23 protein-coding genes and 1 tRNA gene are annotated in these 26,542 nt (G+C 68.0%); 10 read left to right on the forward strand and 14 right to left on the reverse strand.

From position 1 onward, the window contains the following. Positions 1 to 59: 59 nt before the first annotated feature. The gene (locus AB0I32_RS08770) at positions 60 to 4,379 is read right to left on the reverse strand and encodes a transglycosylase SLT domain-containing protein (protein ID WP_357504893.1); all 4,320 of its coding nucleotides are present in this window, start codon (positions 4,377 to 4,379) and stop codon (positions 60 to 62) included. A 388-nt stretch (positions 4,380 to 4,767) separates the two neighbouring features. Between AB0I32_RS08770 and AB0I32_RS08775 the strand changes: the two genes are divergently transcribed. The 3 genes from AB0I32_RS08775 (at position 4,768) to AB0I32_RS08785 (ending at position 7,063) form a co-directional block, all read left to right on the forward strand. Next, positions 4,768 to 5,064 carry a LysR family transcriptional regulator gene (locus AB0I32_RS08775; RefSeq protein WP_357504895.1) on the forward strand — a complete coding sequence of 99 codons (297 nt, stop codon included), beginning with the start codon at positions 4,768 to 4,770 and terminating at the stop codon, positions 5,062 to 5,064. 798 nt (positions 5,065 to 5,862) lie between these two features. Beyond that, positions 5,863 to 6,102, forward strand: coding sequence for a peptidoglycan-binding domain-containing protein (locus AB0I32_RS08780; RefSeq protein WP_357505075.1), 240 nt, complete (start codon positions 5,863 to 5,865; stop codon positions 6,100 to 6,102). Positions 6,103 to 6,553: 451 nt separating this feature from the next. Continuing rightward, positions 6,554 to 7,063: a DUF2690 domain-containing protein gene (locus tag AB0I32_RS08785; RefSeq protein ID WP_357504897.1), complete on the forward strand. Its 510-nt coding sequence runs from the start codon at positions 6,554 to 6,556 to the stop codon at positions 7,061 to 7,063. Between the two features lie 30 nt (positions 7,064 to 7,093). Here the strand turns inward: AB0I32_RS08785 and AB0I32_RS08790 are convergent, their stop codons facing one another. Next, the gene (locus tag AB0I32_RS08790) at positions 7,094 to 8,032 is read right to left on the reverse strand and encodes a metallophosphoesterase (protein ID WP_357504899.1); all 939 of its coding nucleotides are present in this window, start codon (positions 8,030 to 8,032) and stop codon (positions 7,094 to 7,096) included. 5 nt (positions 8,033 to 8,037) lie between these two features. Then, positions 8,038 to 10,401 (reverse strand): transglycosylase domain-containing protein, encoded by a 2,364-nt coding sequence (locus AB0I32_RS08795; protein ID WP_357504901.1) that lies wholly within the window; start codon positions 10,399 to 10,401, stop codon positions 8,038 to 8,040. Positions 10,402 to 10,509: 108 nt separating this feature from the next. Between AB0I32_RS08795 and AB0I32_RS08800 the strand changes: the two genes are divergently transcribed. From AB0I32_RS08800 to AB0I32_RS08825, 6 genes are all read left to right on the forward strand, one after another. Continuing rightward, positions 10,510 to 10,674, forward strand: a complete 165-nt coding sequence (locus AB0I32_RS08800; RefSeq protein WP_116677091.1) for a DUF4177 domain-containing protein — start codon at positions 10,510 to 10,512, stop codon at positions 10,672 to 10,674. After that, the gene (locus AB0I32_RS08805) at positions 10,671 to 11,138 is read left to right on the forward strand and encodes a RidA family protein (RefSeq protein ID WP_357504903.1); all 468 of its coding nucleotides are present in this window, start codon (positions 10,671 to 10,673) and stop codon (positions 11,136 to 11,138) included. Before AB0I32_RS08800 ends, AB0I32_RS08805 begins: the two co-directional genes overlap by 4 nt. A 131-nt stretch (positions 11,139 to 11,269) precedes the next feature. Beyond that, a tRNA-Pro gene (locus AB0I32_RS08810) sits at positions 11,270 to 11,346 on the forward strand. A gap of 259 nt (positions 11,347 to 11,605) precedes the next feature. Beyond that, complete coding sequence (locus tag AB0I32_RS08815) at positions 11,606 to 13,051, forward strand: HNH endonuclease signature motif containing protein (protein WP_357504906.1); 1,446 nt, start codon at positions 11,606 to 11,608, stop codon at positions 13,049 to 13,051. Between the two features lie 60 nt (positions 13,052 to 13,111). Next, complete coding sequence (locus tag AB0I32_RS08820) at positions 13,112 to 14,347, forward strand: FAD-dependent oxidoreductase (protein ID WP_357504908.1); 1,236 nt, start codon at positions 13,112 to 13,114, stop codon at positions 14,345 to 14,347. Between the two features lie 22 nt (positions 14,348 to 14,369). Beyond that, positions 14,370 to 15,830 (forward strand): DUF4232 domain-containing protein, encoded by a 1,461-nt coding sequence (locus AB0I32_RS08825; RefSeq protein WP_357504909.1) that lies wholly within the window; start codon positions 14,370 to 14,372, stop codon positions 15,828 to 15,830. A gap of 11 nt (positions 15,831 to 15,841) precedes the next feature. Here the strand turns inward: AB0I32_RS08825 and AB0I32_RS08830 are convergent, their stop codons facing one another. Continuing rightward, entirely contained in the window at positions 15,842 to 16,204 is a 363-nt protein-coding gene (locus AB0I32_RS08830) for a DUF4267 domain-containing protein (RefSeq protein ID WP_357504911.1), read from the reverse strand. Positions 16,205 to 16,288: 84 nt separating this feature from the next. Here AB0I32_RS08830 and AB0I32_RS08835 point away from each other — a divergent pair, with 84 nt between their 5' ends. Continuing rightward, positions 16,289 to 16,870, forward strand: coding sequence for a TetR/AcrR family transcriptional regulator (locus tag AB0I32_RS08835; protein ID WP_357504913.1), 582 nt, complete (start codon positions 16,289 to 16,291; stop codon positions 16,868 to 16,870). A gap of 84 nt (positions 16,871 to 16,954) precedes the next feature. Here AB0I32_RS08835 and AB0I32_RS08840 read toward each other — a convergent pair whose 3' ends face one another. The 10 genes from AB0I32_RS08840 to AB0I32_RS08885 form a co-directional block, all read right to left on the reverse strand. Next, on the reverse strand, positions 16,955 to 18,064 hold the full coding sequence (locus AB0I32_RS08840; protein WP_357504915.1) for a 3-deoxy-7-phosphoheptulonate synthase: 1,110 nt from the start codon (positions 18,062 to 18,064) through the stop codon (positions 16,955 to 16,957). Between the two features lie 305 nt (positions 18,065 to 18,369). Beyond that, positions 18,370 to 19,101, reverse strand: a complete 732-nt coding sequence (locus AB0I32_RS08845; protein ID WP_357504917.1) for a glutamine amidotransferase — start codon at positions 19,099 to 19,101, stop codon at positions 18,370 to 18,372. 69 nt (positions 19,102 to 19,170) lie between these two features. Then, entirely contained in the window at positions 19,171 to 19,983 is an 813-nt protein-coding gene (locus AB0I32_RS08850) for an ABC transporter permease (protein WP_357504919.1), read from the reverse strand. Further along, positions 19,980 to 20,963 carry an ABC transporter ATP-binding protein gene (locus AB0I32_RS08855; protein ID WP_357504921.1) on the reverse strand — a complete coding sequence of 328 codons (984 nt, stop codon included), beginning with the start codon at positions 20,961 to 20,963 and terminating at the stop codon, positions 19,980 to 19,982. Before AB0I32_RS08855 ends, AB0I32_RS08850 begins: the two co-directional genes overlap by 4 nt. A 22-nt stretch (positions 20,964 to 20,985) precedes the next feature. Beyond that, positions 20,986 to 21,792 (reverse strand): hypothetical protein, encoded by an 807-nt coding sequence (locus tag AB0I32_RS08860; RefSeq protein WP_357504923.1) that lies wholly within the window; start codon positions 21,790 to 21,792, stop codon positions 20,986 to 20,988. Between the two features lie 11 nt (positions 21,793 to 21,803). Beyond that, positions 21,804 to 22,595, reverse strand: a complete 792-nt coding sequence (locus AB0I32_RS08865; RefSeq protein WP_357504925.1) for a hypothetical protein — start codon at positions 22,593 to 22,595, stop codon at positions 21,804 to 21,806. Next, positions 22,592 to 23,539, reverse strand: a complete 948-nt coding sequence (locus tag AB0I32_RS08870; protein ID WP_357504927.1) for an ABC transporter ATP-binding protein — start codon at positions 23,537 to 23,539, stop codon at positions 22,592 to 22,594. The genes AB0I32_RS08865 and AB0I32_RS08870 overlap by 4 nt, the downstream gene beginning before the upstream one ends. Next, positions 23,536 to 23,919, reverse strand: coding sequence for a GntR family transcriptional regulator (locus AB0I32_RS08875; protein ID WP_357504929.1), 384 nt, complete (start codon positions 23,917 to 23,919; stop codon positions 23,536 to 23,538). Before AB0I32_RS08875 ends, AB0I32_RS08870 begins: the two co-directional genes overlap by 4 nt. Positions 23,920 to 24,068: 149 nt before the next feature. Beyond that, positions 24,069 to 25,169: an aspartate-semialdehyde dehydrogenase gene (locus tag AB0I32_RS08880; RefSeq protein ID WP_357504931.1), complete on the reverse strand. Its 1,101-nt coding sequence runs from the start codon at positions 25,167 to 25,169 to the stop codon at positions 24,069 to 24,071. A gap of 1 nt (position 25,170) precedes the next feature. Continuing rightward, entirely contained in the window at positions 25,171 to 26,448 is a 1,278-nt protein-coding gene (locus AB0I32_RS08885) for an aspartate kinase (RefSeq protein WP_357504933.1), read from the reverse strand. Positions 26,449 to 26,542 lie beyond the last annotated feature (94 nt).

Consider the following 26,542-nt stretch of genomic DNA (forward strand, 5'->3'; position numbering starts at 1 on the left):
GACCATCCCCGCCCCGATGACGAACGGAGCGGTCTGCGCCGGTTCACGGGGCTGTGTCACTACTCAGTTCCGATCAGCCCAGGAAACTCTGACACTTGCGGTGCAACCTGGCCGTTGAGTATGCAAGCGTCGCTTCCTTCCTCTATGCCACGAAGGAGCATGCAGGAGATTGCATCGGCGTACGCGACCGTCCCTAGGTCGTTCGGATGGACGCTAGCCATGCTCACGAAACTACCTGACAGCAGGCTAAAGACTGCGTCCCCGTCACCCTGGCGCTCCGAGAGCGGCACCAGTCCGTTGATCCACTGCTCTGCAACAGGAGTGGCGCACGCGTCGTGGCCTGAGAAGTACTCCTCGACCAACGCCACGTGCACGTCGACCCCGAGCTGCGCGTGCATCACGGCCACGGACTCCCGGAGCTTCTCCCGATGAAAGAGCTGCACGCCGGTGATCTCGGCGGCTTCACGATACCCAATACCCAGGCTCGCCGCACAGGCGTTTATCTCCGGCGATCGCGGACTAAACAGGATTGGGTAGGTCGCGATGACAATGGTGGCGTTCGGAGCTCGGTTCTTGATGTCGAGGATCACCTCCTCGGTGCGTGGAATAGTATGCGTCTCGATGAATTGTCTTGCATTCACCAGAGGCGCCTCCCCGGCGCACGATGGCTGCTGTTCGTAGAGACACGCCCGTACGATTCCCGTGAACAGGCCGCCATCATTTCCACCGATATTTAGCAACACAAAGTCGGTATCGGAGTTGAGTACACCAGACTGGGACTGTCTCACCTCACCATATTGCGGCCAGCCTCGGCTCTCGCCGACTGGTGAGAACCAGTCGACGTTGGGCTCAAGGCTCCAGGGAGCATCAGCAAGATCCACCGTTCGAGCGCCCGAGCATGCAACAGAAGCGAGCTCGAGCTCACCGCTCCACGAGTCGATCGCTGCTCCCGAGCGCTCGAACGAGACACCCGGAATCGCGAGCTTCCTCGACCATGCGTCCGGGCTTCGCCTGCACGAGTTGCGCCATGGGCTCACGCGCTCGACACCGCCGACCATGTACCCGTCGAGGTCGGCACCGATGTTGTTTTCGGGGTAGTACCCAGCAGCACCAGTGGCTGCCGCGAATCCCGTGCCTTCGCCAGCAGTGAAGGAGTCGCCGAGAACGGCGACCTTCACAGGCTCTTGGCTGAGCGGCTGGAACGCCACCGCATCCCAGGCAACATCTTGTGTGCCGTCGCCGTCACTCGTCACATTGCTCAACGTGACGCTCGGGGTACCGGAGACTCGGTACGAGCCGAGCGACACCCAGTTGTTGGCCATGCGCCTCTGGTTGATGTATCGGTGCCGGTCCGCAGTGCCGTCTCCGTTGAGATCAATGTTGTAGCGGGCTTGCTGAGTGTGGGCTCCGTGGTCGGGTAGATGAACTGCGATGCGCATCCAGCCGTTGTGAGACCGACCGAGTCTCCAGGTCCCTGCAGCGCGGAGCTGATCTCCGCTCCCGCCCGCCTCGCCGGTTCGGGTATGGCTGAAGAAGAAGTGTCCTTGCCACCCGGCACCAATCTGGTGGACGTCTCTCTTGGGCGGGAAGGTTCCGTTGGCGGCCTGAGCGAACCGCCATGTGAAGGTCCCTCCACTGGACGCGCGCGCGCATTTCTTCACCGACGGGATGCCGTGGGGCACGTCATCCACGATCCATGAGTTCGGTGGAGCACTGTTCGTCGTGGACGAGGCCGTCACGGAACAGTTGGGCGCATACGACCGCTGGTTTTCTTCCTCGTCATAGGAGGTGCTGTGAGGATTGGTCTGAGTACCGGCGGTGTAGGGGTCCTCGTCGCCGCTCCAGACTCCAGGGAACCGAATGGCGCCCTGCCCGCATGTCCCTGCGGTCTGCGGGGTGGGTTCGCAGCCTTCCTTCCATTCAGCTGGTTCGTGATACCAGCAGCGGAAGTCGTGCACGGAACCGCCAGGCGCCGTGCTGCGGCACGGTCCAGGCACCTCGGGCTCACCAGGGGGTGTGTAGATGTCACCTATAAGATTCTCATCGCACCGGTTCGTGTCATCGCAGAACAGACCTAGCGGCGGCTTCGGACTCATGGAGTAGTTCCAGCGTGGCGGATTCAGATCGGCGTCCCACTTGCCCTCCTTCCACTCGTTCAAAGTCCATAGTGCGGCTCGGAAGCCCACCGCTGTGCTCCCGACGCCGTCGATCAGTTCGCTGGACCATGCAGCGAACCCGATGGCACGTTCGGCGTAGGGCCACAAGTTCGGAGTCCGGCCGTCGTCGAACGCGTTTCGGTTCAGGAAGGGATGCCGGTTCGGCGGATATTTAGCGTTAGCGGGGTTGTTGTGCCAGCCCACACCCCACGCCCCATTGTTCAGAGCGGCATCAGCCTCGGGGTAGAAGCCACTGTTGTAGGCCCACAGCGCGTAGAACCAGTTCTCGATTCTCCTCGGGTCGCCGCTGTGGATCAACATGCCGGCGTCGTACGCCTGGTTCCACTTCTCGATCAGGATGGCGGCCCCGGCCTGAATATTCGCCACGTAGTCGACCGCTATCGCATTTTGCTCGCTCTGAGGGCGCTCACCCACCTCCATCCCGTCGGTGACCTGCATGACTCCGTATCCGCAATCCGCCTCAGCGAAGTCGATATCCCATGAGTCGGTCACGCCCCAGTAGTTCCCGATCAGCGGGTTACCTGTGACCCCAGGTACTACGTTGCGAGCCGCCTGCTGCATGTTCGACTCGGTCATCGCCACACCCAGCAAGATCTGCGGCGGGATGAACGTGTACGGAAAGCCCCCAGCCATGTCCGGGAGCGGGACGAGCTCGCTGGGTACGTACTGCGGCACGTCCACCCGAGTGCGCCACCCATCGCGTCCCCCAGGGTAGAACGCCTGATCCAGCGTGCCTTGCACTAGTTGGTTGATCGCCCACTCCACCTGCCGCGGACGTGGCTGCATCGCCTGCAGCCGTGGATCTCCACGTGTCACACCACACGCGCGCTCGCCAGGCCCGTCAGCCAGATCCTCGGCGACCATCGCTGAGATGGCCACTTCGCCGAGGGCCGGGGAAAGTACATCCCCGGTAGTAAGCGCCGCCGGTTCCCGATCCGCCCGCCCAGCCTCATCGCTGGTTCCTGCATCGCTGGCCCTAGCGTCCAGGAAAGTGCCCAGTTCCAAGGTCGTACGCGTGGCTGGGATCTGCATCGTCAAACGCGCCTGGCGCGGCAGCTCCGGATCCGCAAAATCGTCCTGCACCGCCGAGTGATCGTTCCATCCGACCTCGCTGACGAACACTGCCCCTTGGCTGGATCCGCTCACCCGGACACCTGGATCGACCTGCGGCTGGCGAGACATCCCCGGTGGGAGGTCGCCAACCACGGCGCTGTCCCCAACCAGGGACACCCTGCCACCCACCGAGGGAACAAGACCCATTCCGTACAGCGACCCGCGCGCGAACACTCCGGCGCGATGGAGCAGCCGGCCGGGCGTCGACCTAAGCTGAAACCCGGACAGACGGGACGCAACGACCGCATCATCGTCCGTAAGCCTGGTTCGCTCGTCGGGCGACGTTTTGCCATCACCTGGCGGCGGTGCCGCAAGAAAGTTCAGGCCGCCTTCACCGTCGAACATGAGCGAATACGGGACGGACCCCGCGGCGGCAAGCGGAACGATTTCACCATCCGGTCCGACCCGTGACACGAAAGTGCCGGTCGCGGCTACCGAGACGGTACCCGAGAGTGGGATCGCAGAAGTGACCTGACCCTCCAACATCACCGTGTGGTCGACCCGGCCCGTGTCAGCATCGATAGTGACTAAACGAGTGTCGCCCGCATCGTCATCAGCACGCGCCGCGGTGACAACCGCCCTGTCATCAGCCCCACAGCCCGGATTGAAGTACGCGAGAGATGCCGTCAAGTCCAACTTGGTCGTCTCGCCCGTGCCCAGGTCCACAACCGCGGCCAATCCCCCACGGTCGAACAGTTCCGGATCGTTCACGAATGACCGCGGCGCGTACACCACCACCGCGTATCGGCCCGACGAGGTCACACAGGCGTTGCCGATCCACTCGTCCGCATCGAAACCCGGTTCGACCAGCGTGGCCGTCACGCCCCACGCATAGCTTGACGCCGCCGTTGCTGTCAAAATATGGAACCCGGTTGAGTCACCTACCGTCGCCCAGGCGACATCCCCCGAAGTCTTCCAGTCCCCCGGAAGCACCTCGGCGCGATCTCGCTCAGGCACGGCGGCCGGGAGGTCTTGCTCCGACTGGGCGGTGAGCTTCGGCGCCCCGTCCAAGGCGTCCTGCTCGTCGCCAGCCTGGGCCGGTATCAGACCGGCACCCACGAGCGCGCCAACCAGCGCCAGTCCTGCCACAGTCGCGCCCAGGCGACGCGCTTGAACCCTCGCTTGTAGACGAGGTCGGATCGTCGATGTTCCTGGAACGCGCATGGCAGCACCACCTGGGAGAGACGACACGGGCGGCCGTGACATTACGCATCCCACGCCAGCGGAGGAAGGTTCTCCTGCCACTACCTGGGGAACTTCATGAGCCGTGAAATTTTTGCCGTCGATGTATCAAAAATCGTGCTTCCGCCTCAGTTGCCCCGGCGCAAGCCCTTCCGCGCGTTTTCACCCTCCTCCGGCCTTGCAATAGTCGGGCCGACTGCGCAAGCCTCTGATTCATGCCAAACAGTCCTTGCGAGTTCGTTGCGAGGTCATTGCCTAGAGATGGTGCGCTGGTTGAACCTCGCCTGGGGGCGGCGTGCTGACCGAACCTCGGATTCACTCATTCCTCGCCCTGTGTGAGCACGGCACCACCACCGCAGCTGCGGCCGCGACACATCGCGCGCTGAGCACCATCAGCACTCACGTCGGCGCGATCGAAGCTCGTGTCGGTGCTGCACTCTTCAGGCGTGCGCATGGCGTTTTTATCCTGACCGATCTCGGCGAGGAAGTTCGCAGGCATGCGGAGGTGATCGTCGCTGCAGAGGCCGCCATCATGGCAATCACAACTCACGAGACACATAGAGAACCAGTTGCTAACCGTGGCTTATCGTAGATAGAGCCAGTCTGGCGGCCGGTCACTCGCTGCTCAGATCCAGGGCACTGTCTTGTTGGGCGCACTGGGTTGGTTCATACCGCGGAACCTGGTCAACGCCGTAATGGCAGGCGGGGACGCAAAGCTGGCCCAGGGCAAGTTGCTGGAGTGAGGGGCGCGTGCCTGACCTTGTATCACCACAATCGCCGCCCCTCGCCACATGCAGGGACAGACTCTCACGCCGGCGCATCGCAGTCGCTGGGACGCGGAACGCCCCGTTCGACCAAGTCTCGACCCGCCTGTGCCCGGCAGAATCTTGCGGCCCAAGAGCCCGAGCATGGTCCGTGCAGAGTCTTACTGGCCACTCTAGGTGTGCATTTGTCGATAGCAGCAGGTATGCGCGAAGTAGCCCCCCCCCCCCCCGAAAGTTTCACGAAACACGAAAAATATCCTAACGACCTTGAACTAATGCACTGACCTCGGCAGGCTACCTCACACGTCGGAAACCTTCGGTGATCATGGACTGACTTTCGACTCATCACACAATGCCATCACTATTCACAGATTGGAATTTTTACAATGAAGAAATTTGCGGTACCGAGCATCGATTTCGGGTCAGCGTGGCTTCAACGCGCCGGCGTTCTCACAGCACTCGCGGTACTCCTTAGCGGATTTCAGGTGGTGCAGGTTGCCTCCGCTCCTAGCGCCTCCGCTGTTTCCATTTGCAGTACAATGGACGGACTTTCAACGCCAGCGCGAAACGGCGGCGCTGTCTTCGCTCCAGTGGCCGACTCGATATCCGGTTCACTCAACTGCGCAATGTGGAGCGGCCACACGGGTTCAAGCTACAGCCACAGCGCATATCTTCTGCAAAAGTCGCTCAACCGATGCTACGGCGAGAACCTCGTAACAGATGGCGAATTCGGATGGCGCACAGAGGACGCGCTCTGGCGTGCTCAGGGTGACGAAGGCATCAAGAAAGACGGAATCTACGGGATCGAATCGGCTCGCAATATTCTGCACCACAAGACCACCAGCGGGTGTGGATACGTACGCTGAATTTGCCTGCAGATCGAGATAGTTGAGGTCTGCTAACAACGCGATCCGATCACTTTGGTGGTGTCGCCTCTGCGCAGCCGAACCGGACCTCCGCATGGGGTGAGGTGTCGGCGCTGGGAAGACGTGCCGCCAGGTCGAGCGCTCGCGGTCCGGCTGGGTATCGGGCCAACCGTCCAGGCCGGCCGCCCGCATACGGTCCAGGTCGCAGTTCGTCACGAGCGCACCGTAGAACGGCAGGCAGAACTGCGTACTGTGCGCGTGACCAGCGGTGATCGCTAGAAGAATCGCTCGACTACAGGTCGCTCCACAACGACAACAGTGCCCGCGCGGTCGCCACTGCACTCGCCGTGCTCCATGTTCAGCAACCCTGAATGACGCGCGAAGAGTTCGATCTCAGCCATCATCCCACCCGCAACCATCCCCAGTGAGACAAAGAGGATCGATGATTAACATGACATCCAAATCAATCCCTAGAATTCTCGTCCGATTGTTCACCGCCACTCTCGCACTAGTGCTGACATCTGTTGGATTAAGTGCGATAGCTACGACCAGCGCCGCAGCGGCAACTTGCTCATATACTTCATGCGATGGTCAGGATCCGGAGGCAACCGGGTGTTCCGCCGGGGCAACCACAGTGAGGTCAGCCAGGAACGTCCAAGTCCGGTACTCGCCGACCTGTAAGGCGTACTGGTCTCGGTATCTAGACAGCGGTGAGTGTTACGGCATAGACAAGGTTCACATCTACAAGTACAACACCGCGAGTGGCAATGTGGTCCGTCACTACTCAGTGACAGCCGGGTGCGGAACCGCGTGGACGCGCATGGTGGGCACGGCTAATTCCGAAACGCGCTGGTTCCAGGGGATGAACGAGACTCTAGGGCTAGAGCATGCGTGGACTTCGGTGATTACCGATCGCGGGCCATGCACAAGCTGTGAATCAATTCCTGAGTCCCCTGAGTAAAGCACTGCGTACCCTCATCATGTTGGTAGCTCACCAGTGCCGAGCCACCAATGTGATGAGGGTCGCCTCAGGGCGGCAGGCGAACCGAACCTGCGCATAGGGCGAGGTGCCGGCGCCCGCCGAGACGTGCAGCCACGTCGAGCTCTCGCCGCCCTCGCGGTCCGGGCGGGCACCTGGCCAGCCGTGCAGGCCCGACGCCCGCCTACGGTCCAGGTCGCAGTTCGTCACGAGCGCGCCGTAGAACGGCAGGCAGAGCTGCCCGCCGTGCGTGTGTCCGGCGATGATCGCGTCGACGCCGTCAGCCTTCAGCTGGTTCAGCACCCGCTTGTACGGCGCGTGCACGACGCCGAGGCGCAGCACCGCGTCCTCCTCACCGGGCACGCGGCCCGGCTCCGGCATGACGTCACGATCGAGGTGCGGGTCATCCATCCCGACCAGCCCGACGGTGCGACCGTCGCGCAGCTCCACCAGGCCTCGGTTGTTGTTCAGGTCGACCCAGCCGGCTTCGGTGAACGCCTTGGTGAGCGACTCCGTGGGCAGCGCCACCTTGTCCCCACCTTGGATGCGAGCATCCGGCAGCAGGTACCGCGCCGGGTTCTTGAACGACGGCGCGTGGTAGTCGTTCGAACCCATCACGAATGCGCCGGGCACGTCCATGAGCTGACCGAAGACGTCGAGCAGCGGGGCCAGCGCCTGGGTGTGCCCGAAGTTGTCACCCGTGTTGATCACCAGGTCGGGCTCGAGCGCTGCCAGCGAGCGAACCCAGGCCTGCTTGGTCCGCTGGCTCGGCGTCAGGTGCAGGTCGGAGACGTGGAGCACCCGGATCGGCCGTTGCCCCGGGGGCAGCACGGGCACGGTCACCCGCCGCACGCGGAAGAGCTTCGTCTCCACGTGCGCGTACGCGATCCCAGCGCCTGCGACGCCCCCGACGATCCCGAGCGCCTTGCTGACGTTACCCAGCGTTCCCATGGAGATCAGTCGTTCCCGTTGTTGCCGCCGTTGCCGTTCCCGTTGCCGTTCCCGTTTCCGTTTCCGGCGTTGCCCCCGTCGCCACCGCCACCGGTGTCTCCGGAGTTACCGCCCTCGGAGCCGCCCTCGTCGCCGGAGCCGCCGCCGTTCGAGTCGCCCTCTTCGTCGTCGTTCTTGTCCGACTTGGGCGGGGCGGCCTTCTGCCCAACAAGATTCGGGTCGGGTGCCGGGAAGGTCTTGACCGGAAGGCCGACGACCGCCTGGTCCATGTACGTCTTCCATGTCGGCGCAGCGATCTCACCGCCGTAGAGGGCCTCGTAGAACTGGCCCTTCACGTAGAAGTCGAAGTGCTTGAAGTTGCCGTTGGCCTCACCGATCCACACGGAGGTCGAGAGGTTGGGCGTGTACCCCGTGAACCAGCTCTGGAACGCGTTGTCCGTCGTGCCGGTCTTACCAGCCGCCGGTCGGCCGTCGCTCAGGCCGCCGCCAAGCTTCCAGGCCGTTCCCGTGGAACCGAAGACCTTGGTCATCGCGAAGGCGACGGTGTTCGCCACCGCGGGCTCGAGCGTCTGCTTGCAGTCGCTGCCGGGCACCTTCATCTTTGCGCCGTCCCGCTCCCGCACCTCCAGGATCGCGACCGGCGCGCAGTAGATGCCGCCGCTGGCGAACGTCGCGTACGAGGCCGCCTGGTAGACCGGCGTCGTCGACTGGGTGCCCAGCACCATCGGGGCGAAGACGTCGATATCCGTCTCCTTGGGAACGTCGATGAGCCGGGGCGCCGGGTCGGATGACGTAGTCGGCCGGAAGCCGGCGTCCCAGGCCGTGCTGGCCACGTCGCACAGGTTGAGCTCGTGCGACATGCGGGCGTAGACGGTGTTGAGTGACTGGAACGTGCCTGTGAGCACGTCCGTCATGCCGGTGGTCGAGCCTTCGACGTTCCCGACGTTCCAGGGGGTGTTGGCTAGGCTTTGCTTGCACGGCTTGACCTGGAAAGAGGACGACAACGTCGAGTACGCGCTCGCGCTGATGGGGTCGTACAGCTGTCGGCCGGAGCGCAGCCACTCCGCGAGGATGTACGGCTTGAAGTTCGAGCCGGCCTGGAAACCGCGTGACCCGCCGTGCGCGTTGTCCGCCGAGTAGTTCAGCGAGGTGTGCCGGGCGGCTGGCTCGGCGCCGGCGTCGTAGGGGATGTTCTGGGCCATGGCCAGGATCTTCCCGGTGCCGGGCTCGACCGAGGTGATCGCACCCTCGAGCTGGCTCGGGTCGTTGGCCGGGACGGCGTCGTTGATCGTCGCCTCGGCCGCACGCTGCTTCTTGATGTCCAGCGTGGTGATGATCTTGAGGCCACCGCGGTACAGGAGGCTGGAGCGCTCGTCCCTGGTCTTCCCGAACTCCGGGCTGGACATGACTTCCTTGATGACGTAGTCGCAGAAGAACGCCGCACCCTTGGCGGACTCGCAACCGACGTCGAGCGGCTGGACATGGAGGCTGTCCGACAGCTTCGTCGCCAGCGCCTGGTCGCGTTCCTCGGTGGTGATGTAGCCGAGCTGCCACATCTTGCCGATGACGAGGTTACGCCGCACCTCGGCCTTCTCCGGGTTCTCCAGCGGGTCGAACTGGCCCGGCGCCTTGGTGATGCCTGCGATCGTCGCCGCCTCGACCACGGACAGCTTGCTCGACGACTTGTTGAAGTAGTGCTGCGCCGCCGTCTCCACGCCGTACACGCTCCGGCCGAACTGCGCGATGTTGAGATAGCCCTGCAGGATCTCGTCCTTGGACATCTCCTTCTCGAGCGCGATCGCCAGCTTCGCCTCGCGAAGCTTTCGCGTCAGCGAGTCCTCGCGAGCCTCCAGGATGCCGAACGTGTCACCCGACCGGTCGGCCTCCTCGATCAGCACGTTCTTCACGTACTGCTGGGTGAGCGTCGAGGCGCCCTGCGTGGCACCGCCACCGAAGTTCTGCAGCGCCGCACGCGAGATGCCCTCAGGGTCCACACCGCCGTGCTCGTAGAAACGCTCGTCCTCGATGGCGATCACGGCGTTCCTCATGTGAGCGGACACCTTGTCGAGCGGTACGACGATGCGGTTCTGCGCGTAGAACGTGGCCAGCTTCGTCTTGCCGTCGCTCGCGTAGATCTGGGACTGCTCCGACAGCGGCCCCGGGACCAGCTCGGCAGGCACCTCGTCGAACACTTCGACGCCGGTGTCGACGGCGGTGTTCACGCCGGACGCCAGCGGGATCACGAGCCCGGCCGCGATCACGCCACCAGCGCCTGCGGTGAGCACGAATGCGAGAAGGAGTCCGATGAGCTGCGCGGCGGGGATGGTTCGGGTGATCCGGCGCGGCTCGCGAGGGTTCGCCATGGCCATGGGCCCAGGTTACGGGGTGTCCCTGACAGAGCGCGCCCAAACCGGACTCGCCCTTGTGCAGGTCTCGTAGGGAATCGCCGCTGCCATTCGCGGGCTAGCATCGTCGGCATGGCAACGAAGTGGGAGTACGCGACGATCCCCCTCCTCATTCACAACACCAAGGCGATCCTCGATCAGTGGGGCTCGGACGGCTGGGAGCTCGTGCAGGTGGTCCCCGGCCCCGACGGCACCGGTCTCGTCGCCTACCTGAAGCGGCCCGGCGGTGACGCATGAGCTTTGAGAAGCGCCTCGCCGAGCTGGGCATCACGCTCCCGGAGGTAGCGGCTCCGGTCGCGGCGTACGTCCCGGCGGTGCAGACCGGCAACTACATCTACACGTCTGGCCAGCTGCCCTTCGTCGAGGGCAAGCTGCCCGCGACCGGCAAGGTCGGCGAGGGCGAGGGCCTGGTCTCCGCCGACGACGCTGCCGCCTACGCGCGCACGTGTGCGCTCAACGCGCTCGCCGCGGTCCGGTCGGTCACGGGCTCGCTCGACGCGGTCTCACGGATCGTGAAGGTCGTCGGATTCGTCGCGAGCGACCCGTCGTTCACCGGTCAGCCCGCGGTCATCAACGGCGCCAGCTCGGTGCTCGGTGAGATCTTCGGTGACGCCGGTGTGCATGCCCGCTCCGCCGTTGGCGTGGCAGTGCTTCCGCTGGACTCGCCGGTCGAGGTAGAGCTCGTCGTCGAGCTGGCTTAGCGCTTTCGCAGCGGCCTGGAACGGGCGTGATCGGACCCACTCCGGATTCGGTTTCCGTTCCGGGCCCTGCGTCGGCTATTCTGAGCAGGCTCCCGCGGAAAGGCTTCGTGCCTGTCGTGCGGTGGACTCATCGGGGTGTGGCGCAGCTTGGTAGCGCGCTTCGTTCGGGACGAAGAGGTCGCAGGTTCAAATCCTGTCACCCCGACCATGTGAAAGGCCCTCTGACCAGCAGAAATGCTTGGTCGGAGGGTCTTTTCGTCGTCCGGTGCGACCGCTGCCGAAACCCGGTGTCCCGGTTCTGCCGTCAGCAGACGCCGCCCACTCAGAACGCGCTTCGAACACGTGTCGGATAACTTGATGCCATGACGCGCTCCAGTGGTTCAACTCGCCGAACGCCCGACGGCCCACCTCCGTCGGCATCGTTCGGCGTGGACGGCGCCGCGCTTCGACCGCCGGACGTGCGGGCGATGCGTGAGCGGCTGGCGGCCATGATCCTTCCAGGCGCATCCGACACGGCGGGGTGCGTCGATCTGCTCGGCGAGCTCGAGGCCCTCAAGAACACAGCGACCGCCGCTCAGGCGCAGCTGGCCGTGGCGCTGGAGGAGTCGACAAAGGCGGCCGAGGCCGAACAAGGGATTCGTGCCGACCGGCGAGGCCGTGCCGTGCCGAACCAGGTTGGGGCGGCGACACAGCAGAGTCCGCACGCCGGATCGGCGTTCCTGAGCACCGCCCGGGTGTGGTTGACCGGCATGCCGCACACGTTCGGAGCCCTCTGCCTCGGCATCCTGTCGCAGTGGCGGGCGACGCTCCTGGTCCGGGAGCCCTCGCACCTGACGGCGGAGCACCGCGCTCAGATCGACGAGCAGATCTGCGGGCCGGCGAACCTGCCAACGCTGGCACGAACGGGCACCCGGCGGCTGATCGCGCGGGTGAAGGAGCTCGCCGGGGAGCTGGACGTGCACGCGTGCGTGAAGCGCAGGGCGAAGGCCGTCGCTCAGCGGTGCGTCTCGGTGCGGCCGGCGCCGGACCTGATGGTGTACCTGACCGCCCTGGTGCCGATGCAGCAGGGAGTGCAGGCTTATGCCCAGCTCAAGAAGCACGCGGAGGCGGCCAAGGCCGCGGGTGACGGGCGCGGGACCGGACAGCTCATGGCCGACACGTTGATCGAGCGCCTCACCGGCCGCGAGCCGGGCCATGCCGACGATGTCCCGGTCACGATCAACCTCCTGGTCTCTGACCAGACCCTGCTCGCCGAGGGCGACCGGCCAGGCGTTGTCGTCGAGGGCATGTCTGCGGGCGCGGGTGTCGTCCCAGGGCCCGTGGCACGGAACCTGGTCGCGCAGGGCATCGACGCCGACGTCGCATGGCTGCGCACGGTCTACGTCGCTCCGGGCGGTCGGCTGGTGGCCTCGACGTCGAAGGCGAGGTTCCACCCCCAGGGCATGGCCGACCTGCTGCGCGCTCGGGAGCAGGGCGTCTGCGCCACACCGTGGTGCGACGCCCAGGTGCGGCACATCGACCACGTCACCCCGCACGCCGAAGGCGGGCCGACCAGCCTCGACAACGGGCAAGGACTGTGCGCGCGCTGCAACCACGCCAAACAGTCGCCGGGCTGGACGCAGTCCGCCACCGAGAGCGAGGGCCGCCAAGCCGTCGAGACCGTCACGCCCACAGGGCACAGCTACACGTTCGTCGCGCCCGAACCACCCGAACCCCTCCGGGAGACGCCCCCGGCCTGGACTCCAGCAGTGGGGGTGACGGGTCCCCGCGACGGCCGTGTTCCACGCAGCAGATACAGCATCGAACGCTCTGCGCCGCGGCACAGCGGGACGATCGCCTACCGGCCGCGGAGACGGCGGAGAGCGTCGAGTCGACGGCCTCGGGCCGACCTCGCCTGGGCGCATATCCGCTGAACCGGCCGCCGTCGGGCGCTGGTGCAAGACTTGGGACCAACCCAGCACGGGAGGCAACCGATGGATCCGTACGTCCTCGTCGGTGGCGGGCTGACCACAGCCCGCACCGCAGAAGCGCTCCGCACCGGTGGTTACGACGGCGACCTGGTGGTCGTCACGGCCGAACCCCACCACCCGTACGAGCGCCCGCCGCTGAGCAAGGACTACCTGCGCGGCGAGTCGGAACGGGACGTCGTCTTCCCGCTGGACGAGGCCTGGTACACCGAGCACGACGTCACCATCCAGGTCAACGAGACGGTGGTCGGGCTGGACGCGGCCGGGCACACCCTGACGCTGTCCGACGGCGGCACGCTCGCCTTCGCGAAGGCGCTCCTCGCCCCCGGGTCGACGCCGCGAGCACTCGGCCTCCCCGGCGCGGATCTCGCCGGAGTGCACTACCTCCGCACCATCGACGACTCGGACCGCATCTCCAGCACGCTGCTCGAGGCGTCCCTGGAGGGCGTGGGCCGCCTCGTCGTGATCGGCGACGGGTGGATCGGGCTCGAGGTGGCCGCATCGGCACGGTCCCTGGGCCTCGACGTCACCGTCGTCGGTCGGGGTGCCCACCCCCTCGGACGGGTGCTCGGGCCCGAGATGAGCGACTTCTACGCGGGCGTGCACGCCGAGCACGAGGTGCACCTGCTCCGCAACGCCTCCGTCACTCGGATCCAGGGCGCCGACGGCCGCGTCACCGGCGTCGACCTGTCGGACGGAAGGCATGTCGGAGCCGATGTCGTCGTGATCGGCGTGGGCGCCACGCCGAACGTCGGGCTCGCGGAGGTTGCGGGCCTGGATCTCCGGCCCGCGGCGCAGGGCGGAGGCGTCGTCGTGGACGGCACGCTGGCCACGTCGCACCCCGACGTGTTCGCCGGAGGTGACGTGGCCAGCATTCCGTCTCCCCACTACGGGCGTCCGCTCCGGGTGGAGCACTGGGCCACCGCCCAGAGGACCGGCGCACATGCTGGCCGGGCCATGCTCGGAGCCCCTGACCAGTACGACAAGCTGCCCTACTTCTACAGCGACCAGTACGACGTCGGCATGGAGTACACCGGCTGGGTGGACGTCGAGGCCGGCTACGACGACGTAGTGGTCTCCGGCGATACCGGCAAGCGAGAGTTCGTGGCGTTCTGGCGGGTCGGCGGCCAGGTGGTCGCCGGGATGGCCGTCAATGTGTGGGACCAGATGGAGCGTGTAGAGGAACTGATCAGGTCCGGGAAGAAGGTGGGGCGGGAGGAGCTGGAGGGGTTCATCGGCTGATCCTCGATGGGACGATCCCTGGGTGTCGCCACTCCACCGGGCCCTCGCGCTCGCCGCCCTCCCCGTTCTCGTGCTCGCGGGCTGCACCCCGGGCGTGGGGCAGCCCCCGGCCGAGATCCGGACGGCCGCCGACTCGGTGCGCGACCTGGACGGCGTGGTCGCCGTCGAGGTCACCAGGAGCAGCCCGATCGAGTCCGCCAGGGGCAACTTCGGGCAGCGGGAGCAGGCCGCGCCGAGCTCGGTGAGCGTGCGGGTCAGGCTGGACGAGACGCTCCGGGCGGGCGACGCCGGGGCGGTCACCACGGAGGCGCAGTCGCTCCTGGCGGCCGACGCCGACCTGCTGCAGAGCCGTGACCAGGTCTCGCTGTCCGTCGAGTACTACGCGGAGACCGAGGAGTCAGACCCCAAGCAGAGCGGGTACGGGGAAGGCCCGTCGCTGCACGTCACGACCGGTGCCGGCCCCACGACGGAGGTGGTGGGCGACGCCGCAACGGACGCGTACCGCCTGCGAGAGGCGGGCGCCGTCTCGGTGACGATCGGCCTCGGCGACGGCCCCGGCACCTGGGAGGACGACCCGATCGCAGCGACGGCTCAGGTGCGTGCCCCGTCCGTCGACGCCCTGCCGGGCCTGGCCCGGACCGCCGTCGAGCTCGACCGCTCCGCCGATCTCTCCGCGTCCGGCGGCGAGTTCCGGTCGGCGGCCCGGGTGCCCGACGTCGGCGCAGTGGCGCTGCTGGTCGCCGCGGCCGAACGTCCGGACGTCAGTAGCGCGACGTACCTCGCCCAGGAACGGCGCCTGATCGTACGGGCCGACACGACGTCGCCTGCGCAGGATCTCACCGCACTCCGCCGGTGGCTCGACCGGCAGGAGTACGCACGAGCGAGCGGGTACCACGTGGCCTACACGGTCGTCGATGCCGAGCAGACCGAGACGACCGGCTGGATCTCTGGTTTCGAACCGCCCGCCCAGGACCCCGACACCCTCCCGGTGCCCGAAGGTGCCGCGCCGTGGCCGGTCGACCCTGCTGCCCCTGACTGCACGGGGGACGACCTCGAGGTCACCTTCGGCGTCGTCGACTCCTCGCTCGGCACGCGTGCGGCGCACGTGCGCGCCCGCAACGTGTCGGGCGTGCCGTGCGCGATCGAGAACGTCCCGGACCTGGTCTTCCGCAATGAGGCCGGTCAGGCGCAGGAGAACGTCACCATCACCCTGGGCGACGTCGAGTCCGCCCGCGTGGTGGTGCCCGACGGCGAGTACGTCGTGTCCGCCTTCCTGTGGCGCGCGATGTCCACGGCCAACGACCCGGACACGACCACAACGGTCGAGGTCACCGCCGTCCCCGGCGCCGATCCGGTCCGGCTCGACGCCACCGTGGACGGCACGCGGGCGTCGGGCCTCGACGTCCTCGACGGTGCCGAGGTGCGCCAGAGCCCGTGGACCCAGGCCGGCCCGCCGCCCGAGGACCCCCTGACGACCGGCTGACCTCTGCCGCCTCAGACCGCGAACAACAGCCCCGCGCTCACGAGCACGACGACGGCTGTGGCGAAGTGGACCCCGAACGCGACAGCCTTGCTCCCGCCGTGGCGGAGCACGATCACCGTGTCGCCGAGCGGGGCTATCGCCACGGCCAGCATGAACCAGGCCCCGGCGTACGCGCCCGCGGAGGCAAGCAGCACGAGACCCACGATGCCGAAGGTGGCGTCGCGAAGCCCCTTGATCTCGAGGTAGGCCCGGTCCTGCGTCGCGGGGACGCCGTAGCCGGCGGCGGCAGGGTAGGGCTGTAGCAGGAACCGCACCCCGATGAACAGGATGAACAGGTTCAGGACTACGGCGAGGCTGTACGCGACGACGGTCATGAGAACTCCTTGCTAGCGCTGATAGGTGATGTAGCAACGCTAGCAGAGCGCGAGCAGATTGCCTAGCAGCGCTAGAATGTGCTCATGACGATTGAGACGCGCCGTGAGCGCGAGCGGGCGCAGCGCGAACAGCTGATCGTCACCGCTGCCCGGGAGCTGGCCGAGGCCGAGGGGTGGGAGGCGGTCACCACCCGACGCCTCGCTGCCGAGATCGAGTACAGCCAGCCGGTCCTGTACAGCCACTTCAAGGGCAAGGGCGCCATCATGACGGCGGTCGCCGTCCAGGGCTTCGAGGAGCTGGCGATCGAGGTGCGCGCTGCCCGGACCGCAGCCCGAGGGACGCGTGAGGCACTCGCCGCCGTCGCGGCGGCCTATACCGACTTCGCCCAGAAGCGGCCCGCGCTCTACGACGCGATGTTCACGCAGGCCGTCGATCTGACGTTCGCGAGCCCGGACGGGCCGGCCTATCTCCACGACGGCTTCGACGAGCTGCTTCAGGCAGTCCGGCCGCTCGCCGGGGACGACGATCCCGGCATCCTCACCGAGACCTTCTGGGCGGGCCTCCACGGCCTCGCCATGCTCGAACGCAGCGGCCGCCTGCCTCTCGAGGCGCGCGACCACCGGCTGGACCTGCTGGTGAGCCGCTTCGCGCCGGCCGCGGGCTGAACCCGTTGGCCGAGCTTGCCGAGACGGGTCTCGACGAGCTCGACCAACGGGTCGACAGGCTCGACCAGCTGAAGTGGCCCGAGCTCAGCCGCGACGCTCGCGGACGGCCTTCGCCAGCTCACGGAGGAGGTCCTCCGTGGTGTCCCAGTCCATGCACTTGTCCGTGACCGACTGGCCGTAGACGAGCTCGGACAGCGGGGCGGGCTTCTGCGCGCCGGCCTCGATGAAGCTCTCCATCATGAGACCGGTGATGCCCCGCTCGCCGTCGGCGATGCGGTTGGCGATCTCGTGCACGACGCCGGCCTGGCGCACGTGGTCCTTGCCCGAGTTGCCGTGGCTCGCGTCCACGATCACGCCGTTCTCGACAGGGCCGCCCAGCCCGGAGGTGCGTGCCACGCGCAGCGCGGCGGCGACGTCCTCGGTCGAGTAGTTGGGGCCCGAGCGCCCGCCACGCAGGATCACGTGGCAGTCCGGGTTTCCAGTGGTCTCGACGGCGGCGGCACGGCCCTGGCCGTCGGCCCCGAAGAAGGTGTGCTCGCTCGCGGCGGTGATGCAGCCGTCCACGGCGATCTGCACGTCGCCGTCCGTCGCGTTCTTGAACCCGACAGGCATCGAGAGGCCTGAGGCGAGCTGCCGGTGCACCTGCGACTCGACGTTGCGGGCACCGATAGCACCCCAGGTCACGGCGTCGGCGATGTACTGAGGGCTGGTCGGCTCGAGGAACTCGGCCCCGGCCGGGACGCCGGCGTCGAGCACGCCGAGCAGGACCTCGCGGGCGAGGCTCAGACCGTGCCGCACGTCGTGCGAACCGTCCAGGTGCGGGTCGTTGATGAGGCCCTTCCACCCGACCGTGGTGCGCGGCTTCTCGAAGTACACCCGCATGACGACGACCAGGTCGTCGGACAGCTCGCGCCGGAGCGTGGCGAGCCGGGCCGCGTAGTCGAGCGCGGCGACCGGGTCGTGCACGGAGCACGGGCCGACGATCGTCAGCAGCCGGTCGTCGTCGCCGGTCAGGACGTCACGCACCTCGCGGCGGGACGTCGTGACGAGGTCGCTGCGGGCGGTGCCGAGCGGCATCGACTCCAGCAGGCTGTTCGGGGCGGGGAGCGGGTCGAGAGCGCGGATGCGCAGGTCGGAGGTGCGGGTACCGAGCTCGGTTGTCTCGGTGCTGGGTTCCGCAGGCGTGATGCTCATCGGGATCGGGGCTCCTGGTAGGCGGGTCTGGTTCGAAGGAACCGGACGGCCCGCCACCGACTCCTGGTCCGGAGCGGTCCGTCTGGCAAAGACGAAGGGCCTGGACGCGATCGGCGTCCCAGGCCCTGGCTCCGGGTGGAAAGTTGGTCAGGCGTGCGCCCGCCGAGCCCCACCAGGAGCCGACGTAAAGCGCCAATACCAACGGATGTCCACAGCGAAAACGGTAGCCGTACCCCTACGGGCTGTCCACCTGGTTCCAGGATGCGGTCGGTCACAGTCGCGCCTGACCAGCCTGGCCACGCCCGCTAACGGGAGTAGCGCTCCACGAAGGCCCGCAGGATGCGCATCGGCTCGGTGATGGTCGCGGCGACCGCCCGCGCGCGAACGAGCTCCGCCTCATCCCGCGGGAAGTAGCCGTAGTCGCGGTAGACGGCGATCCGCTGGGCCATGCCCGCGCCGTCCAGCTCCGGGTGGAACTGCGTGGCGTAGAGATTCTGCTTGATCCGGAACATCTGTACCGGACAGCCCGCCGACGAGGCGAGCAGCACCGCATGGTCCGGCAGCTTGCGCACCGCCTCCTTGTGGCCGACGTAGGCGGAGAAGCTCTGCGGCATGCCCGCCAGCAGCGGGTCCGACGCCGCCTCCGGCGTCAGCTCCACGACCACCGGACCCACCGGCTCCGCGTGCGTCCCGTCGATCACGGCGCCCTGGTGCGCACCGAGCGTGCCGACGCCGTAGCACGCACCGAGGAAGGGGAAGTCGCGGGCGACCAGCTCGTCGAGCAGTGCCGCGAGCTCCGCCTCGACACGGACCTGCACCGGCCCCTTCTTCTCCGATGGGTCCGAGGAGTTGAACGGTCCCCCGCCGACGAGCACACCCGAGTAGTCGTCGAGGTCCACGGGCGGCAGCTGGTCGCGCTCCAGGCGCACCCGGTGCAGCTGCTCCGGCGCGAGGCCGCCGTAGCGGCAGAACGCCTCGTACTCACCGTCGGCGGCCACGTCTTCTCCGCGCGTCGCCAGCAGCAGAAACGGCTTCATGACAAGAGAGTAGGGGCTCTCAGCGGTCTCGACAGGCTCGACCTGTGGTCCAGCCTGTCGAGACCTCGCTCAGGTCCAGCGGAACAGCTTCACACCGAGCGGGAAGAGGACGAGCGTCCACACTGTCAGCACCATGACCTGCGCCAACGGGAAGCCCTCGTTGCCGAACCAGCCGACCGTCAGCCCCTGTGCCGAAGCGCCGAGCGGCAGGTAGAGGCCGATGTTCTGCATCCACTCCGGCATGATCGGCAGCGGCACCCACACCCCGGAGAACATCAGGGACGGGAAGTAGATGAGCATCCCCAGGCCGGACGCCGTCTGGCCCTTCTCCGCCCGTGCCGCGACGAGCAGCCCGAGCGAGAACATGGCGGTCGTCGAGAGCACGAGGACGAGCAGGACGACCAGCGGGTCGGCCGCGAACGGGACGCCGAGCACCACCATGCCGCCGACCACCGCCGCGCCGGCCGAGACGATCAGCGCCAGCACGTTGATCATCATGTGTGCGCCGATCAGGTTCTGCGGCGGCATGGGCGTGGTCGACAGCCGCTTCAGGATGCCCTTCTCCCGGAAGGTCGCGAACTGCACCGGCATGGTCGTCAGCGAGATCGTCCCCACGGCCAGCGCGATGACCGTGGGCAGGTAGGACGTGATGCCCGGCGCCTCGTTCCAGGGCGGCGGCGCGTCGGTCATCGGCTCCTGGAAGGACGGGATGGCCAGCCCGAGGCCGAGGAGCAGCATGCTGGGGAAGACCAGCGCGAAGAACACACCGCTGGGTTCGCGCAGCCACACCTTGAGCTCGGTCCGGAACAGCGTCCCGAAGCCGCGGGCATTCGCCCCGCCACGGCCCGCCCGTGCGGGCACAGTGGTCTCGACGGCGGTCATGCCGCCACCTCCTCGTTCTCCTCTACCCGGTACTCCCGGCCGGTGACCTGGACGAACACGTCCTCGAGGGTGCGTTCGAGCGTGCGCACGTCGTCGGGGACGACGTCGGCGGCGGCGAGCGTCTGCACGACGGCGAACAGCACCTTGCGGGTGCCGGTCACCTCGATCTCGTCCCCGACGGGTACGGCGGCGGTGACGTCGTCGTCCCGCTCGGCCAGGGTGGTGAGGAGCTGGCCGGCGCGAGCACGGGCGCCGTCGTCGGCGAAGCGGAGCCGGACTCCCCTGTCGCCCTCGAGCCCTTCGATCAGGGCCGACGGCGTTCCCTCGGCGACCACTCGGCCGCCGTCGATCACGACGAGCCTGTCGCAGAGCCGTTCGGCCTCGTCCATGAAGTGGGTAACCAGCAGGACGGTGACCCCGGAGTCCCGGACCCGCTCCACGAGATCCCAGGTAGCGCGGCGGGCCGCCGGGTCGAGGCCGGTGGTGAGCTCGTCGAGTATGGCCACCTGCGGCTTGCCGACCAGCGCGAGCGCGATGGACAGCCGCTGCTTCTGGCCGCCGGACAGCTTGCCGAACTGCTGGTGGCGGTGCGCGGTCAGGTCGAGCAGGTCCAGGAGCTCTGCCGAGTCGGCCCGCTGCGAGTAGAACGAGCCGAAGACCTCGAGCGCCTCGGCGACGGTGATCTTGTCGTGCAGCGCGGCCTCCTGGAGCTGCACGCCGACGTGCTCGCGGATCAGCCCGGGATCGGCCTGGGGGTCGTGGCCCAGGACGCGGACCGTGCCGCCGTCGGCGTGCCGGATCCCGGCGACGCACTCGACGGTGGTGGTCTTGCCCGCGCCGTTGGGGCCGAGGATCCCGAAGATCTCACCTCGGGCGACCTCGAAGGACACGTCGACGACGGCGGTCTTGGGGGTACCGCCGCGCTTGGCGGGGGGATAGGTCTTGCGGAGGTGACTTGCCACGACGACTGGGGACGTCATGTGAGCTCCTTCGGGGGTCGGATCAGCTGGGCCGCACGGAAATCGTGCGGAGCAGGGCGTAGAGCAGAACGGCGGCCAGGACGACGGCGAGCGCCGCCCCGCCGAGACCGAGCAGCATGGTCAGCAGGCCCTCGGACGGAGGCACCTCCGCGTGTTCGATGTCGGGCAGGAGCTCGACGTTGGCGATGGACCCCACCACACCCGTCCGGGTCGCGAGGTCGACGAGTACGGCGGGTACCGCGAGCGGGACGACCAGGAGCGTGCCCCAGGCCCGGTAGCGCGCGAACCCCGCCCCGACGCACGCCCCGAACAGGAGGTACGTGGTGATCACGAGGGCTTCGGCGACGACGGTGCCGAGCAAGGTCAGGGGCGAGTCGAACGGGAGGGCGCCCAGCCGCCGCCAGGTCATGCCGAGCGACGTGCTCAGCGCGCGTTCGCCCAGGAGGGCGATCGTGGTCACGACGCCGTAGCCGGCGCCGACGGCGAGGGAGCCGCGGACCACGCCCTCGAACAGGGACCGGCGGCTCCCCCCGGCCGACACGTGGAGGGCCAGGACACCCACCGAGGCGGCGATGCCGAGCCAGATCATCGACCAGCGCGACGCGCCCAGCGTGGCGTCGAGCGCGCTGATCTCCAGGTCGTTGCCGGCCACGGCGTTGCCGACGGTGATCCCGACGGCGTACAGCGCGTAGATGGCCCAGAACCAGATCCCGACGACGAGGCCGGAGTGCCGGAGCCGTCGGCTCACGGCGGCCACGCCCCGCAGGTGACCGGTCCGGACGAGGTCGGTGCGGCTCATCGTCGTCTCCTCGGCGGTCGGTGTTGTCACGGTCGCCCCCCTCACGGCGTCGGCCGGAGCGGGACGGAGCGCAGGGGGACGCTGAACAGCCAGGCCGCGAGGGCGATCGCGGCCGCGCCACCCGCCAGGCCCAGCAGTACACCGGTTCCGCCGTCCGGCAGGTTGTCGAGGCCTGCGATCAGGGCCGCGACACCGGTGTGCGACGCGAGGTCGACGAGGGCCGCCGGGACGAGCGTCGCGAGGACGTAGACCGTGCCCCGCACCATGCCGTGGCGGTAGTAGCCGGCGGAGATCGCGGCGCCCACCAGGTAGTACGTGGCGGCGACCAGCGCCTCGGTGACGGTCGTCAGCGCGATGCCCGCGTAGCCGTCCACCGGCAGCCCGTACTCGCGCGACCAGGTCAGGTCCAGCGCCCCGAACAGCGCACGCTCTCCGAGCGTGTACACCGCGGTGACCAGGCCGATCAGCGCGCCGCCGAGGATGCCACCCCGGACGGTGCCGGTCACGAGCGACCGTCGGGTGCCGCCCGCCGCGACGTGCAGCCGGAGGTACGCGGCGGGGACGATGGTGCCGAGCACCATCATGAACCAGCGCGACGAGCCGCCGATCTGGGCGTCGACGACACCCTGGTCCAGGCCCGAGCCGAACTGCACGCTGCCCACGATGACCGACACGGCGACGATCGTGAAGATTGCCCAGTACCACCCGCCGATGACGGTGACGACCCGCACGCTGACCGCGGTGGCCTGACGGGCGCCGCGGCGGTCGGCCGCGCGGACCAGCTCCTCCCGGCTCGGGCCGGCGGTGACGGGGCGAGTCGTCCCGGCGCTCATGGCTGCACGCTCCCCTGACCGGTCAGGCGGACGAAGAGATCCTGGACCGGTACGGCGCCCACCTCGACGCCCGCACCGCGGGCCGCCGTCAGCTCGTCGGCCTCGAGGGCGCCCTCCAGCGTGACCTGGACGGTCGTGCCGAGCTGCTGGCGGTGCAGCACACGGCGTCCGCCCGCGATCCGCTCGACGGCGTCCTTGGAACCGGTGAGGCTGAACCCGCGCGCCCGCATCTCGTCGGCGGACTCGGCCAGGAGCACGCGCCCGCGGTCGATGACCACGACGTCCTCGAACAGCCGCTCGACCTCCTCGACCAGGTGGCTGGACAGCAAGATCGTGCGCGGGTGCTCCGCGTAGTCGGCGAGCAGCTCGTCGTAGAACGCGTACCGCGTGGGCGCGTCCATGCCGAGGTACACCTCGTCGAAGATCGTCAGCGGGGCGCGAGCGGCCAGACCGAGGGTGGCGCCGACCGCGGACCGCTTGCCGCGCGACAGCGCGGACGGGTTCTTGCGGACGTCGACCTCGAACAGGTCCAGCAGGCGTTCGGCCGTCTCGGCGCTCCACTCGGGCCGCATGTCGGCGTAGTACTTGAGGGAGGTGGCGACCTTCTCCTCGGCCATCAGGTCACCGCTCTCGCGGACGAGCTGCGTGCCCGAGGTGATCCACGGGTTCTCCCACGGGTCCTCCTGGGCGCCCTCCGGCCCGACGACGACGGTGCCGCTCGTCGGACGGGTGAACGCCGCCAGCAGCGAGAGCATCGTCGTCTTGCCCGCGCCGTTGCGGCCGAGCACCCCTGTGATGACCCCTGGTCGGATGGTCAGCGTGGCGCCGTCGAGCGCGGTGCCCGCGTCGTCCCTGATCGGGATGCCGTTCTGCTGCATCCGGTAGCTCGTGCCGAAGTGGACGACGACGTCGTCCAGCCGGGCGCCGAAAGGTGCGGTGGTCATGACTCCTCCGTGGTTGGCTTGCGCCGGCCGTTCGCGCCGAGGACGTAGGCGACCACGTCGTCGGTCGAGATCCCGAGGATGTCCGCCTGCTGCAGAGCCGGCGCCAGGACCTCCTCGAAGTAGCTCTTGCGGTAGTCATCGAGCAGGCGCTCCCTGGCGCCCGGCGCGACGAACATCCCCAGACCGCGGCGCTTGTAGAGCACCCCTTCGTCGACCAGCCCCGCGAACGCCTTCTGCGCGGTCGCCGGGTTGATGCGGAACGTCGTCGCGAACTGTGTGGTGGACATGACCTGCTCCTCCTCCTTCAGCTCACCGGCGAGCACCTGCGCGCGGATCATCTGCGCGATCTGGAGATAGATCGGCTCGGGACCGTCGAACACCGGCTCACCCCCTTCGTTGGTTCGTTACTTGACTAATGAACCATACGCCATGCCGGCGCGCAAGGCCCTTCGTGGACGAAGAACGAGGGGCGGGGAAGCCTGCGCGATGTGCGCACGCTCCCCCGCCCCTCGTAGCGGTCGGTCGTCGGTCAGGCGTCGTCAGCGGCGTCCAGGGTCTGGAGCTCGGCCAGGTCGGCCGCTATCAGCTCGGCGATCTGGATCGTGTTGAGGGCTGCACCCTTGCGGAGGTTGTCGTTGCTGACGAACAGGACGAGGCCGCGACCGTCCGGGACGGACTGGTCCTGCCGGATGCGGCCCACCAGGGACGGGTCGATGCCGGCTGCCGCGAGCGGCGTCGGGACGTCGGCCAGCTGGACGCCGGGGGCGCCGACCAGGAGGGTGCGGGCCTCGTCCGGGGTGATCGGACGCGCGAACTCCGCGTGGATCGACAGCGAGTGACCGGTGAACACCGGCACGCGCACGCAGGTGCCCGCGACGGCCAGGTCGGGCAGGCCCAGGATCTTGCGGGACTCGTTGCGGAGCTTCTGCTCCTCGTCGGTCTCGCCCGAGCCGTCGTCGACCAGGTTGCCGGCCAGCGGGAGCACGTTGAACGCGATGGGCGCCACGTACTGCTTGGGGTCGGGGAGGTCGACGGCCCCGCCGTCGTGCACCAGGCCCTCGAGGTCCTGCCCGACGGCGGACCGCACCTGCCCCGCCAGTTCCTCCACCCCGGCGAGCCCGGAACCGGACACCGCCTGGTAGGTCGCCACGCGCAGCCGCTCCAGCCCCGCGGCCTGCGCCAGCGGCGAGAGCACCGGCATCGCGGCCATGGTGGTGCAGTTCGGGTTGGCGACGATGCCCTTGGCCGCCTCGCTGATCGCCTCCGGGTTCACCTCGGAGACGACGAGCGGCACCTCGGGGTCGAGCCGCCAGGCCGACGAGTTGTCGACGACGAGGGCACCGGCCTCCGCGAACCGCGGCGCGTGCTCGCGCGACGTGCCACCACCCGCGGAGAAGAGGGCGATGTCGATGTCGGCGAGGTCGTCCGTCGCGGTCGCGGCGAGGTCCTCCACCGGGACGTCGAACCCGGCGAACGGCAGGGTGCTCCCCGCGGAACGCGCGGACGCGAAGAACCGGACGGAGGCGACGGGGAACTCCCGCTCCTCCAGCAGGCGGCGCATCACGGCGCCGACCTGGCCGGTCGCCCCGACGACGGCGACGTGCACACCGTGGTCGTTGATCTGTGCCATGTCAGCGCCCCGTTCCCGCGTAGACGACCGCTTCGTCGTCGACGCCGTCGAGCTCGAACGCGGTGTGGACGGCGCGCACGGCGTCGTCCAGCGAGTCCTCGCGGGTGACCACCGAGATGCGGATCTCCGAGGTGGAGATCATCTCGATGTTGATGCCGGCGTCACGCAGCGCGCCGAACAGCCGCGCCGAGACACCGGGGTGCGACTTCATGCCGGCGCCCACGAGCGAGAGCTTGCCGATCTGGTCGTCGAACTGCAGGGAGTCGAAGCCCACCTCGCCCTGCACAGCGGTGAGGGCCGCCATGGTGGCCGGGCCGTCGCCGTCGGGCAGCGTGAACGAGATGTCGGTGAGGCCCGTCGCGGCGGCAGACACGTTCTGCACGATCATGTCGATGTTCGCGCCCGCGCCGGCCACCACCTCGAAGATGCGGGCGGCCATGCCCGGCACGTCCGGCACGCCGATGACGGTGATCTTGGACTCGGAACGGTCGTGCGCCACGCCGGAGATGATCGGGGCTTCCATAGGGTTCTCCTTCGACTTCTTCTCTGCCGCGACCACGAGCGTGCCGTCGTGGGCGCTGAACGAGCTGCGGACGTGCACCGGCACGTTGTACCGCCGCGCGTACTCGACGCTGCGCAGCGCGAGCACCTTCGCACCGCAGGCCGCGAGCTCCAGCATCTCCTCGTACGAGACCTGATCGATCTTGCGCGCGGCGGGCACGATGCGCGGGTCGGCGGTGAATATGCCGTCCACGTCGGTGTAGATCTCGCAGACGTCGGCGTTCAGACCGGCCGCGAGCGCCACTGCGGTCGTGTCGGAGCCGCCGCGGCCGAGGGTGGTGACGTCGTTCGTGGACTCGGTGACACCCTGGAAGCCGGCCACGATGGCGACCTGCCCCCTGTCCAGCGTCTCGCGGATGCGGTGGGGCACGACGTCGACGATCCGCGCCCGCCCGTGCACCGCGTCCGTGATGACGCCCGCCTGCTGGCCCGTGTAGGACTTGGCCTTCACGCCAAGGTTGGTGATCGCCATCGCGAGGAGCGACATGGAGATGCGCTCGCCGGCGGTGAGGAGGATGTCGAGCTCCCGCTTGGGCGGGAGCGGGGTGATCTGCTGTGCGAGGTCGAGGAGCTCGTCGGTGGTGTCGCCCATGGCGCTCACCACGACCACCACGTCGTTGCCCGCTCGCTTCGCCTCGGCGATCCGCTTCGCGACGCGCTTCACGCTGCGCGCGTCGCCGACCGAGGATCCACCGTACTTCTGCACGACAAGAGCCATGCGCCTGCCTTCCGTTGCCGGCCTCCGTCTCTTTCAACGGCCCGCCGGGTGGTTGGGTTTGCGAATCGATGGTACGACGGCGGGCATCCCGGGC

Origin of the sequence: Promicromonospora sp. NPDC050249 (assembly GCF_040656015.1) — a bacterium.
Classification (GTDB): Bacteria; Actinomycetota; Actinomycetes; order Actinomycetales; family Cellulomonadaceae; genus Promicromonospora.